Below are 15,175 nucleotides of genomic sequence, written 5' to 3' on the forward strand. Positions count from 1 at the left end.
TGGCGACCCAGAAGGGACTCGAACCCTCGACCTCCGGCGTGACAGGCCGGCACTCTAACCAACTGAGCCACTGGGCCACATTAGATTATGTGGTGGTCGCAACAGGGATCGAACCTGTGACCCCCTGCTTGTAAGGCAGGTGCTCTCCCAGCTGAGCTATGCGACCTAGTATGGTGACTCCTAGGGGAATCGAACCCCTGTTACCACCGTGAAAGGGTGGTGTCTTGACCGCTTGACCAAGGAGCCATATGTCATTTTGCTTTTGTTTTGTGTTTGCCGGGTCATCCGACATTTATTATAATACAAAAATTTTAAACTTTTGTCAACAAAATTTTAAAAATAATTTTTTTTATTTTTTTCTCCAAAATTATATACAGAAAATATATTATTTATTAGATATATTATAATTTAATAATAAACTTATATTATAGTTTTAATATGTAGTATAATTCTATATACTATAGTTAATATATTAGTTAATATGTTATAAAATACATTTAAAGGCTTGAGGTGATTTTATTTTGTATCATGACTTAATTATTGTTGGTGGCGGATCTTGTGGCATAGTATCTGCAATTAAAGCAAAAGATTTAAGTATAGATGTAGCTATAATAGATAGTAGCGATAGAGTAGGTAAAAAATTGTTAATTACTGGTAATGGACGCTGTAATTTAACAAACGAAAAGTTATCCTTATCAAGATTTCATAGTGATAATAATAATTTTTTTAAAGATATTATTAATACCTATGATTTAGAATATACCCTTAACTTTTTTAAATCCATAGGAATATATACATGTACCTTAGATTCTGGAAAGATATACCCGTTATCTCTTCAAGCATCCTCCGTGTTAGATATTCTTAGAATGAATTTATCTGAAAGAAATATACCTACTTACATGAATGAAAAAGTTTTAAATATCATTAACACAAAGAAGGGTTACTTTGAAATTATTACTTCTTCAACTACATATACATGTAAAAAAGTGCTCTTATGTACTGGAGGAAAAAGTTATACTAAAACAGGATCTGATGGCTCTGGTCATAAACTAGCTAAAAACTTTGGCCATAGATTAATAAACTTAACACCTGGTATAGTTCAATTAAAACTAAACTATGATAGACTTAAGGCCATTTCTGGAGTGAAATTTGAAAGCTCTTGTAATATAGAAGTAAATGGTGAAACTAAAAAACAAGAATTTGGTGAAATCTTATTCACAGACTATGGTATATCAGGTCCTCCAATTCTACAGCTTAGTAGAATTGCTTCTAAAGGAATTATGAATAAGTCATCAGTTTTTATACATGTAAATTTACTTAATTCAGATTATGGCCATATAGTAGATTTTTTTGAAACACACTTTGCAGTGTTTTCATATAGAAGTATTTCAGACAATCTAGTAGGAATTATAAATAAAAAACTTATTCCTATTATATTAAAAGAGTGTGGAATTACTGACATTCACATGCCTACATATTCCCTAGAGTATGAATATAGATTTAAACTTTATAAGCTTTTATGTGATTGGAAGTTTCAAGTTATTGATACCAACTCTTTTGAAAATGCTCAAGTTACCATCGGTGGAATAGATACTACAGAGGTAAACCCTATAACTTTAGAATCTACACTAACTCCAGGTCTATACTTTGGTGGTGAAATTTTAGATGTTGATGGTGATTGTGGTGGTTTTAATTTGCAATGGTGCTGGAGCTCCTCTAGCGCTGCTGTGAACGCCATTTATAATGTACTAAAGGATTAGGTTTACCTATTAACATAAGAGCTATATTCAAGGTAATTTGTGTGATTTTAAATATTACTTGAATTAATATAAAAAAATAAAACTGATAGGAAATAAATTTATTTCTTATCAGTTTTAAACTTTGAACTAATTTTTTGTAATCTTTAATGCAATGACGTACTTTTAAAGATCTGCGATTCTCATGGTTTGATCTCTCTTTGGACCTACTGATATTATAGATATCCTAACACCAGTGAATTCTTCTATTTTTCTTAAGTATATCTTTGCATTCTCTGGAAGGTCTTCATATTTTCTAGCATCTTTTATACTTTCATCCCATCCATCAAACTCTTCATACACAGGTTCACATTTTGCTAAATCCTCAAGGCTAGCTGGGAAGTAGTCTATTACTTTTCCATCTAACTTATATCCTACACAAACTTGTATTTTATCAAGCCCCGCTAGTGTGTCAATCTTAGTTACTCCAAAACTAGTTAATCCAGAAACTCTAGCAGCACTTTTTAATATAACAAGATCAAGCCAACCACATCTTCTACTTCTTCCTGTAGTAACTCCGTACTCAAATCCTTTTTCCCTTATCCAATCTCCAACTTCATTTTCTTGTTCTGTTGGAAAAGGTCCTTTTCCAACTCTAGTTGTATATCCTTTTACAATTCCTACAGCACTATCTATCATAGTTGGTCCTATACCAGCACCTGTACATATACCACCTGCTACGGTATTAGAAGATGTTACATATGGATATGAACCAAAATCTATATCCAGAAGTGTTCCTTGAGCTCCTTCAAATAACACATTTTTATTTGCTTTTATGCTATCAAAAACTCTAACTGATGCATCATCTACAAACGGCTTCATTCTCTTACCATATTCTAAATAGGCCTCGAAAACCTCATCAAAGCTTAGGGCTTCTCCACCATAAATTTTAACTATTAAATCATTTTTAGCTGGAAGATATTCTTGTAATTTTTCTTTTAATACTTCTGGTTTAATAAGATCACAAACCCTTATTCCACATCTCTCAACTTTGTCAGTATAACAAGGTCCTATTCCTTTTTTAGTAGTACCTATATCGTTTTTTCCTCTAGCTTCTTCCTTAAGAGCATCTAATACTTTATGATAAGGCATTATAACTTGAGCTCTGTCACTTATTATTAATCTCTCTGGTGTTATATTTTCTCCTAATCCCTTTAAATAATCCATTTCTGTAAATAGAGCCTCTGGGTCTACAACCACTCCATTGCCTATTACATTAAGTTTGTCTTTATAAAGTATTCCTGATGGAATCAAATGTAACTTATACTCTTTTTCTCCCACTACTACAGTATGACCTGCATTATTTCCTCCTTGGAATCTAACAACTACATCTGCACTTTCTGCAAGATAATCAGTCATTTTACCCTTTCCTTCGTCTCCCCATTGAGCTCCTAATACCACAAATGATGACATATTCTACATCTCCTTTTTTACTCATTAGTAAAACTTATTATAAATTAAACTAGCTTACTATATTTCTCCTCTAATATTCTAGCAACATAAACACCACTAGCAGATGCTTGTGATAGTGAATGTGTAACTCCAGATCCATCTCCTAATACATAAAGGCTTTTTACTTTTGTCTCTAAGTTATTATCCACTTCTATATTAGAATTATAAAACTTAACTTCTACACCATATAACAATGTATCTTCATTAGCTGTTCCTGGTGCTATATTATCTAGAGCATATATCATTTCTATTATAGCATCTAATTGACGCTTTGGTATAACTAAGCTTAAATCTCCCGGTGTAGCTTTTAAAGTTGAAATAGTAAAACTTTTACTCATTCTATGATCATTAGTTCTTCTCCCCTGTACTAAATCTCCAAATCTTTGAACTAATACTCCGCCACCTAGCATATTGCTAAGTCTTGCTATAGATTCTCCATATTCATTACTATTTTTAAATGGCTCTGTAAAGTTATTAGTAACTAATAATGCAAAGTTTGTGTTTTCTGTATGAAGTTCTGGATTTGAATAGCTATGTCCATTTACTGTTACTATTCCATTTGTATTTTCACTAACTACCTCACCATGTGGGTTCATACAAAATGTTCTGACTAAATCTCCATACTTCTTAGTTCTATATACAACTTTACTTTCATATACTTTATCTGTTATGTGTTCAAAAATAGCTGCAGGCAGTTCAACTCTAACACCTATATCTACTCTATTACTTCTACTTTCTATACCTAGCTTAGTACAAACCTTAGATATCCATTTAGATCCCGATCTTCCTGTGGCAACTATTATATCTTTGCATCTAAATTCCTCATCCTCAGTTTTTACTATAAATTCTTTACCGTGCTTTTCTATATCCACAACTTCAGTATTAAACTTCATCTCTATATTATCTTTTATCTTATTATATAAATTACCTAGTATTTTTACATTTCTATCTGTACCAAGATGTCTAACTTTAGCATCTAAAAGATGTAAATCATGTTTTAGTGCCTCAGTCTTTAGTGTACTATCCGCAGTTGAATATAACTTCGCATCACTTCCACCATGATCACATAAAACCTTATCTACATAATACATTAGATCTAAAGCTTCTTGCCTACCCACATATTTATATAAATCTCCACCAAAGTTATTAGTTATATTATACTTACCATCTGAAAGACTTCCAGCACCACCATAACCATTCATAATGTCACAAGATTTACAATGAATGCAAGCTTTTATTTTTTTCCCATCTATGGGACATTTTCTTTTTTCTAGGCTATTTCCCTTTTCTATCATTAGTACTTTTGCCTTTGAGCCTAAAGCTGTTAATTCATAGGCTGCGAAAACACCACTAGCTCCTGCACCAACAATTATAATATCATAATTTTTATACATGTTAATCACCCCATAAATATATTAACAAAGAGATGTAGTATTTTCAATAAAAAATACGAATATTTTATATAGTACATTTAAAATTCTTCGTAAATATATTTCTTTAGAAATTTATTTTTCCCAATATTTATTTACTCTATCCTAACATAGAGTTCTTTTATTATTTCTTGATAATAAACTTTAAATCTCCTAAAATATATTATACAAATGGCTTTATACAATATATTTTGTTAATATAATATATATAATTAGCTTTTTATTATAATTAAATTTATTATAATATTATCTTAAACCATAAAAAGTGTAACATATCCTATAAGAATATATTACACTTTTTATATTTATATTATTCGTATTTATATGAATGATTTGTATATACTTATTCCATCTAAACTATATATTTTTTCAGAGAATTCACCTGGATTTAAATCCTTAGTAGCTTTACGCATATCATACATTCTAGCATCTAATACATCTAAATGATGTAACATTTCTGCTTCTGGTATCATAGGTTTCTTAGGACTTCCATACTCCGGCTCATAGTGATGTGTTAATATCATATGTTGTAATAACATAACTATTTCTTTATCTGCTTTGACTTCCATTGCAGCATCTTCAATCAAACCAATTCCTTGTATTATGTGTCCAAGTAACTGGCCTTCCGTACTATATTTAGATACTATTCCTAGCTCACTAGATTCCATCTCCATTATTTTAGCTATATCATGAAGAATTATACCTGAATACAATAAATCTTTATTTAGATAATCATATATACCTAATAATTTTTCTGCCGCATTTAACATAGTGGTTATATGATATAAAAGACCACCTTTAATTGCGTGATGATTGGATTTAGCAGCTGGATAATGCATTAACTTGTAACTTAATTTACCGATAATATTTTCTGTAATATGTTTTATATCTTTATTTTCTATTTTCTCTATATAATCTAATAGAGTTTCAAACATATCTTCAGACTTATAAGGAGCAACTAGTATAAATTCATCTATATTAACATTATCTTCTTCTGTAGCTGGTCTAATTTTCTCTATCTTTAACTGTAATTTCCCTCTATATTCATTAACTACAGCTCTTACTTTTACAAGTATATTATCCTTTATTGAAGCTTCAATATTTTCATTACATTCCCATAGCTTTGCATTTATTTCTCCAGTTGAATCTATTAACATAAGATCTAAATATTTATTCGTAGTACTATTGTTAGTTATTTTACATTCTGCATTTTTTACTAAGAAAAAACTTTCAATTCTATCCCCTTTATTAAACTCACCAATTTTCTTATTTTCCATAACTGTTCTCCTTAATCTTTACTTCTTGTACTATATAAGATGAATATTATCAAATCTATTAAAATTATTCAATAATACTTAAAAAAGATATGTTTTACCACATCTTTTTAATTTTGATCTATGGACTTTTTTCTTTTAACAATTCTACCATATTCATCTGTAAAACTATTTATTATTATAGATACTAAATCTACTATAATCCATATGCCAAAACCACCTAGTGTAAGTAACATTAATATTGCAGTTCCTGCTTTTCCAACATAAAATCTATGGAAGCCTATAAAACCTAAAAGTATACAAAACACTAATGTTGCTCCCCAACTTTTTTCACTACAATCTTTCTCCTTAGATTCTAATATAGACCCTTTATCTTTGTCACCATAAAACTCTTTAGTCTTAATTATTTTTACTTCTTCATTGGTGTTACTAGTATCTCTTATATCTTTCACAATTCCATTATTATACAGACTTACAATGTCATCTTCATGTTCCTCTGTTATAGTAATATCATCTAATTCCGAATGCTTGTGAAAATATGTCTCTTTTCCATTGTTAAACTTATCATCTATTAATTTATTGTTCTTCATCTCATTTACCATGAGTAATCTCACCTCACATAAAGTATAGCTAATATATCTTTATGTAATAAGGCTTTAGTATATGCAATAAATATAAATCATATATAATTATACTTTATTACTAACTTCTACGAAATCTATTTAAATTACTCTGTATGAACTAAGTCTAAGTTTCCAAATTTACTATATTTACCTATCCATGCTAAATTTACGGTTCCAACTTCACCATTTCTATGTTTAGCTAATATACATTCCGCTATGTTCTCATCTTCTTTTTCTTTGCTATAATAAAATTCTCTATATAAGAACATAACTATATCTGCATCCTGCTCAATAGAACCTGATTCTCTTAAATCTGATAACATCGGACGATGGTCTGCCCTTTGTTCTGGTGCACGGGATAATTGAGATAATGCAATTACTGGACATTTCATTTCTTTAGCTAAAGCTTTTATACTTCTTGATATTTCTGATACTTCCTGTTGTCTATTATCAGAATTGCTTCCTGACATTAATTGAAGATAGTCTATGATAATTAAATCTATTCCATGCTCTATTTTAAGTCTTCTACATTTAGACCTCATCTCCATGACAGAAATACCTGCAGTATCATCTATATATATTCCCGCAGATGCAAGTGGTCCTGAAGCCCTTGCTATATTCTCCCAATCTCTATCGTCTAAATCTCCATTTCTAAGCTTAACCATATCTACATTAGCCTCTGCACAAAGGAGCTTATATGCTAATTGCTCCTTACTCATTTCTAATGAGAATATTGCAACTTTCCTACCATCTCTAATAGCTGCATTTTGGGCTATATTAAGACAAAATGTAGTTTTTCCCATAGATGGTCTAGCTGCTATTAGAACCATATCTCCGCTCTGAAACCCTGAAGTTTTTGCATCTAAATCTTTAAATCCACTAGCTACTCCATTTACTTGACCTTTATTATTAAAAATCTTTTCTATCTCTAAAAATCCTCTTTCCAATACAGTACTCATAGGTTCAAAATCACTAGTACTTCGTTTTTCAGATATATTAAATATATTTTTTTCTGCCAAGTCTATTACTGATTCTACATCATCTTGTTTATTATAGCTATTTTCAATTATTTCCGTTGAGCTTCTAATTAGCCTTCTAAGGGTCGATTTATCTTCAACAATTTTTATATAAGAAGATAAATTAGCTGTAGAAGGTACTGAGGTGCTTATCTCCATAATATATGTTACCCCTCCAGCTTGCTCAAGCATATCATTAGATTTTAGATAGTCTACCAAGGTTATCATATCTACAGGTATATCTTTATTATATAAATCTCTAATAGCCTTAAAAATAGTCTTATGAGCATCTTTATAGAAATCTTCAGCTGAAAGAACCTCTGCAGCTTGTGCAATAGCATTCTTATCTATTAACATAGACCCTACTACTGACTGCTCAGCTTCTATATTTTGTGGCATAGTTCTAAGTGAGTCACTCATATTATTACCTCCTGCGATATATTAAAAGAAAACTCCTATATGTACTCTCAAGGAATAAATAATGTAGAAAACATTATTTATTATAAAATCCTTCTCTTTAATTATAATGTAGTTATAAAAAAATCCAAACATTTATAAAATTAAATTAAAACCCTGTATAATCATATTACAGGGTTTTAATAATCAAAATATCTAAAATACTAATTCTATTAGTTCTTCTATTGTTGATACAGCTGTAACTTCTATATTTTTAATATTAGCTGGAACATCCTTCAAGTTATCTTTTGGTATTATTACCTGCCTTATACCTTTTCTTTTTGCTCCATATATTTTTTCAAACACTCCTCCTATTGGTTTTATCTTACCTCTTATTGATATTTCACCAGTAATTGCAATATCCTGTCTTATTGGTTTTTCTAAAATGGCACTTATAATACATGTTGTTATAGCTGCACCTGCTGATGGTCCATCAATTTTTCCACCACCAATAACATTTACATGAACATCATAATCTCTGATTTCCTTATCAGTAATCTTTCTTATAACAGAGGCTGCATTAAAAACAGAATCTTTTGCCATAGATCCAGCAGTATCATTAAATCTAATAGTTCCCTTACCTTTTTCCCTAGCCTCAAAACTTGAACATTCTATTTCTATAGTTGATCCCAAGAATCCAGATACCCCAAGACCAAAAATCTGCCCAACTTCCTTAGAATCTAAATCACTAATATCTTCATATGGTCTTAATCTATTATTAGATGCTACTTCATTAAAATCAGAAATAGTTATAACCACATCATTTCTCTCTTCATTATTTAATAATACATATCCATATACATCTGCAAGTATATTTACAGCTTTTCTACCTTCTATAGTATATCTGCTTATCTCTTTTGCTAAACCATCCTCTAATTTAATATTTAACTTTTTAGCTGCATTTAATACAACTTTTTCTATATCTACAGAAGATAGTGGTTCAAAATAAACTTCAGTACACCTTGATCTTAATGCTGGATTAATCTCACTTGGCTCTCTAGTAGTAGCGCCTATTAGAACGAAATCAGCTGGAGCACCATTGTCAAATAAATACTTAATATATTTAGGTGTACTTTCATCATCTGGATCATAATATGATGATGAAAACTCAACTCTTTTATCTTCTAAAACTTTTAATAATTTATTTTGAAGAGTATAATCTAATTCACCTATTTCGTCTATAAATAAAACTCCTCCATGTGCTTCTGTAACTAGTCCAGTCTTTGGTTCTGGAGTACCACTTTCAGCTAAATCTCTCTTTGAACCTTGATATATAGGATCATGTACTGAACCTAATAAAGGATTTGATATCTCTCTTGGATCCCATCTTAATGTGGTTCCATCTACTTCTACAAACTTTGCATCCTTATCATATGGCGTATGCTTTAATTTCTTAACTTCTTCAAGCGCAATCCTAGCTGCTGTAGTCTTACCCACTCCTGGTGGTCCGTATAAAATTATATGTTGTGGATATGGAGATGCCATCTTAGATATTAAAGATTTAATAGCTCTCTCTTGCCCAATTATTTCTGAAAAACTATCAGGTCTAAGCATACTCATAATGTTTTGAGTTAAATGCTTTGAATCTAAACATTCAAACTCTGCATATTTCTTTAATGTCTTACTATTCTCTGGTCCTCTTTGTTTCTTTATGATTCCTAGTCTTACCTCATCTATATACTTGTCCTGTTTTTCTATAATTTGCTTTTCCACTTCTGCATCTAATTTATTTTGTACATATCTTTTAGCTAGAAGTTCACTTATTTCTAGGCTAGTTTCTTTTAAAACTTCTTCTATATTATTATCACTTGGTGGAACACTAATTCCTTTTCCATTAGTAACTATTTTATTTATAGCATAAAGTTTTCTATACATATCTTTACTATTTAAATGCTTTTGAACCTTAAACTTTACTGCTCTACCTCTAATAGTGCCTTCATCTAAAAGCTTGTACATAACTTCTTCTAAAACTTCTATTTCTACTTCCATAGTTAATTCTTCTTCTAAGCTAAAATTATTTATTTTATCAACTGAATTTATATTCAAAATTATTAGCATAGAAGGACTTTTATACCTTCTATGCTTTCCTCCCCTCGGTTTTTAAAATCTATTGTTGTTCTTTTATAATAACCTTTATTTTAGTTGATATCTCAGGATATAACTTTACTTCTACATCATATAATCCCATAGTTTTAATAGTATTAACTATTATTTTTTTCTTATCTATTGTTATATTTAATTGTTTTTCCATTTCCTGAGAAATATCTTTTGTGGTTATAGCTCCAAATAATCTACCATTGTCTCCTGACTTAGCATAGATAATTACTTCTTTATCCTTAAGTTCATTTGCAACTTTTTGAGCTTCCTCTATTTCTGCTAATTTCTTCTTTCTATCAGCTTCATTTTTCTTATTTAAAATATGCATGTTAACATCATTTGCCTCTTGTGCTAATTTCTTAGGAAACAAGAAATTTCTTGCATACCCATCGGAGGCATTAACAACCTCTCCTTTTTTTCCAACTGATTTTACATCTTGTAATAAAATAACTTTCATTATTATTCACCCTTCCTTAAGTATTTTTCTATAGCATCATTTAATAATTCTTCTGCCTCATCTTGATTAGAATCTTTAATTCTAGCAGCTGCCATTGTTAAATGTCCTCCACCACCTAAATATTCCAATATTACCTGAACATTTATTTCACCTAAGGATCTTCCACTTATATAAGTGCCCTCTTCTATTTTAGCAATAACAAAGGATGCTTGAATACCTGTAATATTTAGCAATTCATCCGCTGCTTGTGCTGGTAATACAGAATTTGATATTTCTGGTGGACATTTCGCTACAGCTATTCCACTTTTAACCTTTGCAGTTTTTATTATATCTGCTCTTGTTATGTAAATATCTAAAGCTTCACTAAAAATTCTTTTTACATCTACAGTATCAGCACCTAGCCTTCGTAAAAATGCTGCTGCTTCAAAGGTTCTAACTCCAGTTTTAAAACAGAAATTCTTAGTATCTAGACAAATACCTGCTAATAGAGCTACCGCTTCTACTTCTCTTAATTTTGGTTTTTCAACCATATACTGAATTAATTCTGTTATTAATTCTGATGTTGATGATGCATAGGTTTCCACATAGCTTAACATTGTACCTTGTATAAAGTCTTTTGTTTTCCTGTGATGATCTATAATTACTATTCTACTGAAGTAATCTACTACCTCCATAGAAAGTACGTAACTTTCATTATGAACATCAACTAATATTAATAAACTTTTATCATTTTTAATATTTTTAACTGCATTTATATTTATAAATGTGTCTTTATAGTTATCATCTTCATCTAATCTGTCCAACATATACTGCACAGCATCATGAGGCTCATCCATAACTATATAACATTCCTTATTTAAAGAACGTATGGTACTATACATTCCTATTGCTGCTCCCAAGCAATCCATATCTGGATTGTGATGTCCCATTATAATTACATTGCTACTTTCATTTATCAGTTCTAAAAGTGCATGACCAATTACCCTAGCTCTAACCTTAGTCCTTTTTTCGACTTCTTTAGTTTTTCCACCATAAAAAGATACTTTTTCAAAGCTCTTGACTACACATTGATCTCCACCTCTTCCAAGAGCCAAATCCTTTGCTATAGTGGCAAATTCATGATTTTGAGCTGGATTTTCTCCACCTCTACCCACTCCAATGCTTAGAGTAACTGTAAGTTTATTTCCACTGCTTACTTCTCTAATTGTATCTAGTATATCAAATTTTTTATTCATCTCAGTTTCTATATTAGCATCTTTAGTTGTTAATACATATTTATTTGATGAATATTTTCTTATTAACGCTTTTAGGCTATTAGCATAGTTATTTATAGTTCTATCTATGTCTGCTATAAGCTGTGGTCTTAAATCTTCTTCTGTAGTCTTAATAACCTCATCAAGATTATCTACCTCTATGAGCATTACACTTTCTTTAGCATTATTAATTTGATTTATCAAATTAACATTATCTGTAATATCATCAAAAGAAATTACTATAAGATTATTATCTTCATTAATTTCATAATCTTGAATAATACTTATATAAATATCATAAATTCTATCCTTAAAAACAACATTTTTATACTCTGATCTTTTTCCTTCTAATGCTAATTTTATATTGAACTCTTTAATTATTTCTTTTATATTTTTACCTACTATATCATTATTTTCTAATCTTAAAGCTAAACTTTCGTTATACCATATTACCTCTCCATTTTCTAATAAAAACATAGTTGGAAAATGCACCTTAGAAAATGCCGTAGACTTAACAGTATCAACCTTGTGTATTATATTTTCAATTTTGTTAGAAAAATTATCTTTCTTGCTATTATCAAATATAATATACAAAAGAGCGGCTGCATATATTAGAAGTAGTATATTTGAAATAATTAACATATTCTTTATAAAAAACACTACTAATAATATAACTAAAATAGTTATAACTATTTTACTTTTTATAAAATTAAGTAGCATTTCTTTAAAATTCTCTTTACTCATATATTACGCCTTTCTGATTCTATATGGATCCAGCTTTCTAAAATCTAACATCATTTCTACAAAACCTACTATTCCTAAAATCTTAGATGATCCTATTATAAACAATAGAATTACTAAAAGTATTCTCATTGCCTTAGGCATTCCTAGTTTCTTTCTAAAATAATAATCAGTTACAGCTGCTCCGTTCACAGCTAATATCATAATTGTTAACATCAAAATAGCATTATATAAAAATAACCCCCCTGTAATTCCCCGACTTCCTACTATTGCACATATGCTAATAACAGCAATTAATGCAGCTCCAACTAGATTAGATACATAAAACTCTGAAAACCTTAAGTATTTTACTTCTTTATATTTAAGTTTTCTAAATATCAAATGTGTAAATAATATGGTTGAATATGCTTGTATAAAGGAAGCTATAAATAATACAGTTGGTATCAACATAGCTAAGAGATCAACTGTAAAGATAGATTCTATCTGTTCAAACATTTGTAGTTGAGTAGCATTCATACCCATGTTACTATAAATTTCTTTAGTTTGAGTTATATATGTCTTAAATTCATGTATATATGTGTTCAATTTATTATTAATAAATTGAATTACACTTATATTACTAACAAGCCTACTAGTTAACCATACATCAACCAGCATTGATATTATACATGCTATAATCAAGGTTATTAACATATTATATGTTTTCTTTTGATTTTTTAAGCAGTGACCTAAGACCGCACCTATTATCCCATAAGACATACCTGAAGTTATAGCCAAAATAGGATTGAGAAATATAGCTACTAATATTGTGCTTATTAATGCAGTTCCTATTGAATACTTCATTCCATTCCTATAATAAATAAGAGCTACTAAAATTGGCAACAATATTAAACCTATTATATAAAACAATAAAATGTATGATGCACTAATGCTTATTATAGTTATAATACCTGTCATCAACGCAGTTTCTATTAAATTTTTTGTATTAATCTTTTGTTCCATAACATCCTCCTTCTAATTCCTTTCTCTTATATGGTCATAAAGCTTACTAAGCTCTTTTCCATTTTTCTCAAGAGGATCACCTTCTACTATACCAACCTTTAATTTTTTCTTCATAGTTTCATCAATTGCTAAATGAGAATATCCTAATTTTTCTGCTAAAATATATAATATTATTATTGCTCCTGATATACAATCTAAAATTGCATCTTGTGCTATATTACTCCCTTTACTTAATAATTTAAAAAAATCACCTACAATACAAACTAATTCTGCCTTTAGTCCTTCTATTATCTTTATATTGGACATAATATTAAACTCTTCTCGTCTCATAAGAATCATCCTTTCTTTAGGCTATAAGTCTATTGTAAATTTTTTTTTATATTTATGCAACATGATTATAGGTATATTTACCTTTATTTCACAGTTATTCTGAGATTAAAATAAAAAACTAGTGAATAACAGCGATTCACTAGTTTTTATTAATTATATGTTTGTTTTACCAAATAAATTATTACTATTCAGTTGTGAATGGTAATAATGCTATGTTTCTAGCTCTCTTAATAGCTACAGTTAGCATTCTTTGGTGTTTAGCACAGTTTCCAGAAATTCTTCTTGGTAATATTTTACCCTTTTCTGTAACATACTTTCTTAATTTATTGATATCTTTATAATCTATAGAAGTTGCTTTATCCATACAAAAAGCACATACTTTTCTCTTAGCTCTTTTTCTATTTCCGCCTTTTCTTCTATCATTCTTATCGTTTCTATCATAAGCCATTGCTCTTACCTCCTTACCTAATTATTAAAATGGCATATCCTCACCATCATCAATCGGAGTCATATCTCCTCCACCAAAGTAATCTGTTGGTATTGATGAATCATTGTGAGAAACAGCTCCAGTATTCATTCCTGATGTTTTATTGCCACCCCATTCAAGGAAACTTACTTCATCAGCTACTACTTCAGTAACATATCTTCTTCCACCGTCTTTAGCTTCATAAGAACGAGTTTCAATTCTACCAGCTACACTTAAAAGTTTACCTTTACTCATGTAATTAGCAGTACTTTCAGCCTGTTTACCCCATACTACTACAGGTATAAAATCAGCATCCGGTTGACCTTCCTTCTTAAATCTTCTATTAACTGCAATTGTAAATGTGGCTACAGCTGTACCTGTACCTGGAGTAAATTTTAACTCTGGGTCTTTGGTTAATCTTCCGATTAAAACAACCTTATTCATTAATACCACCTACTTGCTTTCTGGATTGATTATAATATGTCTTATAACACCATCTGTAATTCTGAATACTCTGTCTAATTCTTTAGGTAATTCAGCGTCAGCTTTGAAGTTGATTAATGTGTATACACCCTCGTTAACTTTAGCGATTTCATAAGCTAGCTTTCTTCTACCCCAAACGTCAACGCTTTCAACTTCTCCACCATTGTTCTCTATTACACCTTTAAATTTTTCAACGTTAGCTTTAACAGCCTCCTCGTCTAATGATGGGTGTAATATGAATATAGTTTCATATGCTCTCATTAGTTTCACCTCCTCCCCCCGGACTAACGGCTGTGATT

Annotated in this window: 14 protein-coding genes and 3 tRNA genes; 1 reads left to right on the top strand and 16 read right to left on the bottom strand. The window is 30.1% G+C overall.

All coding sequences use genetic code 11. The features are described from left to right. From B2P65_RS15685 to B2P65_RS15695, 3 genes are all read right to left on the bottom strand, one after another. Nucleotides 1–77, bottom strand: a tRNA-Asp gene (locus tag B2P65_RS15685). A gap of 13 nt (nucleotides 78–90) precedes the next feature. Then, nucleotides 91–166, bottom strand: a tRNA-Val gene (locus B2P65_RS15690). Nucleotides 167–171: 5 nt separating this feature from the next. Then, nucleotides 172–246, bottom strand: a tRNA-Glu gene (locus B2P65_RS15695). A gap of 275 nt (nucleotides 247–521) precedes the next feature. Between B2P65_RS15695 and B2P65_RS15700 the strand changes: the two genes are divergently transcribed. Further along, on the top strand, nucleotides 522–1,760 hold the full coding sequence (locus tag B2P65_RS15700) for an NAD(P)/FAD-dependent oxidoreductase (RefSeq protein WP_346880491.1): 1,239 nt from the start codon (nucleotides 522–524) through the stop codon (nucleotides 1,758–1,760). A gap of 162 nt (nucleotides 1,761–1,922) precedes the next feature. On the opposite strand, the gene B2P65_RS15705 is transcribed toward B2P65_RS15700, so the two are convergent. The 13 genes from B2P65_RS15705 to rpsF all read right to left on the bottom strand — a co-directional run bounded on the left by B2P65_RS15705 (nucleotide 1,923) and on the right by rpsF (nucleotide 15,137). Further along, nucleotides 1,923–3,209, bottom strand: a complete 1,287-nt coding sequence (locus B2P65_RS15705; protein ID WP_035135758.1) for an adenylosuccinate synthase — start codon at nucleotides 3,207–3,209, stop codon at nucleotides 1,923–1,925. 44 nt (nucleotides 3,210–3,253) lie between these two features. Beyond that, a complete protein-coding gene (locus tag B2P65_RS15710) occupies nucleotides 3,254–4,642 on the bottom strand; it encodes an NAD(P)/FAD-dependent oxidoreductase (RefSeq protein WP_346880492.1) in 1,389 nt (462 codons plus the stop codon). A gap of 356 nt (nucleotides 4,643–4,998) precedes the next feature. Beyond that, nucleotides 4,999–5,955: a 3'-5' exoribonuclease YhaM family protein gene (locus B2P65_RS15715; RefSeq protein WP_035131994.1), complete on the bottom strand. Its 957-nt coding sequence runs from the start codon at nucleotides 5,953–5,955 to the stop codon at nucleotides 4,999–5,001. A gap of 107 nt (nucleotides 5,956–6,062) precedes the next feature. Next, nucleotides 6,063–6,554: a TM2 domain-containing protein gene (locus B2P65_RS15720; protein WP_346849177.1), complete on the bottom strand. Its 492-nt coding sequence runs from the start codon at nucleotides 6,552–6,554 to the stop codon at nucleotides 6,063–6,065. A gap of 125 nt (nucleotides 6,555–6,679) precedes the next feature. Continuing rightward, complete coding sequence (locus B2P65_RS15725; RefSeq protein WP_346849176.1) at nucleotides 6,680–8,011, bottom strand: replicative DNA helicase; 1,332 nt, start codon at nucleotides 8,009–8,011, stop codon at nucleotides 6,680–6,682. 192 nt (nucleotides 8,012–8,203) lie between these two features. Further along, nucleotides 8,204–10,105, bottom strand: coding sequence for a Lon family ATP-dependent protease (gene lonC / locus B2P65_RS15730; protein ID WP_346849175.1), 1,902 nt, complete (start codon nucleotides 10,103–10,105; stop codon nucleotides 8,204–8,206). 49 nt (nucleotides 10,106–10,154) lie between these two features. After that, nucleotides 10,155–10,601 carry a 50S ribosomal protein L9 gene (gene rplI / locus B2P65_RS15735; protein ID WP_346849174.1) on the bottom strand — a complete coding sequence of 149 codons (447 nt, stop codon included), beginning with the start codon at nucleotides 10,599–10,601 and terminating at the stop codon, nucleotides 10,155–10,157. A 2-nt stretch (nucleotides 10,602–10,603) separates the two neighbouring features. Further along, nucleotides 10,604–12,598, bottom strand: coding sequence for a DHH family phosphoesterase (locus tag B2P65_RS15740; RefSeq protein WP_346880493.1), 1,995 nt, complete (start codon nucleotides 12,596–12,598; stop codon nucleotides 10,604–10,606). Between the two features lie 3 nt (nucleotides 12,599–12,601). Further along, nucleotides 12,602–13,597 carry a DUF2232 domain-containing protein gene (locus tag B2P65_RS15745; protein WP_346849172.1) on the bottom strand — a complete coding sequence of 332 codons (996 nt, stop codon included), beginning with the start codon at nucleotides 13,595–13,597 and terminating at the stop codon, nucleotides 12,602–12,604. Nucleotides 13,598–13,609: 12 nt separating this feature from the next. Then, nucleotides 13,610–13,927, bottom strand: a complete 318-nt coding sequence (locus tag B2P65_RS15750) for a MazG-like family protein (protein ID WP_035132003.1) — start codon at nucleotides 13,925–13,927, stop codon at nucleotides 13,610–13,612. Nucleotides 13,928–14,111: 184 nt separating this feature from the next. Continuing rightward, nucleotides 14,112–14,375 (bottom strand): 30S ribosomal protein S18, encoded by a 264-nt coding sequence (rpsR, locus tag B2P65_RS15755; protein ID WP_035132005.1) that lies wholly within the window; start codon nucleotides 14,373–14,375, stop codon nucleotides 14,112–14,114. A gap of 24 nt (nucleotides 14,376–14,399) precedes the next feature. Then, complete coding sequence (locus B2P65_RS15760) at nucleotides 14,400–14,837, bottom strand: single-stranded DNA-binding protein (RefSeq protein WP_035132007.1); 438 nt, start codon at nucleotides 14,835–14,837, stop codon at nucleotides 14,400–14,402. Between the two features lie 9 nt (nucleotides 14,838–14,846). Then, nucleotides 14,847–15,137, bottom strand: coding sequence for a 30S ribosomal protein S6 (rpsF, locus tag B2P65_RS15765; protein ID WP_035132009.1), 291 nt, complete (start codon nucleotides 15,135–15,137; stop codon nucleotides 14,847–14,849). Between the last annotated feature and the right edge of the window lie 38 nt (nucleotides 15,138–15,175).

The organism is Clostridium sp. UBA3061, assembly GCF_002367465.1.
In the GTDB taxonomy this organism is placed as follows: domain Bacteria; phylum Bacillota; class Clostridia; order Clostridiales; family Clostridiaceae; genus Clostridium_J; species Clostridium_J sulfidigenes.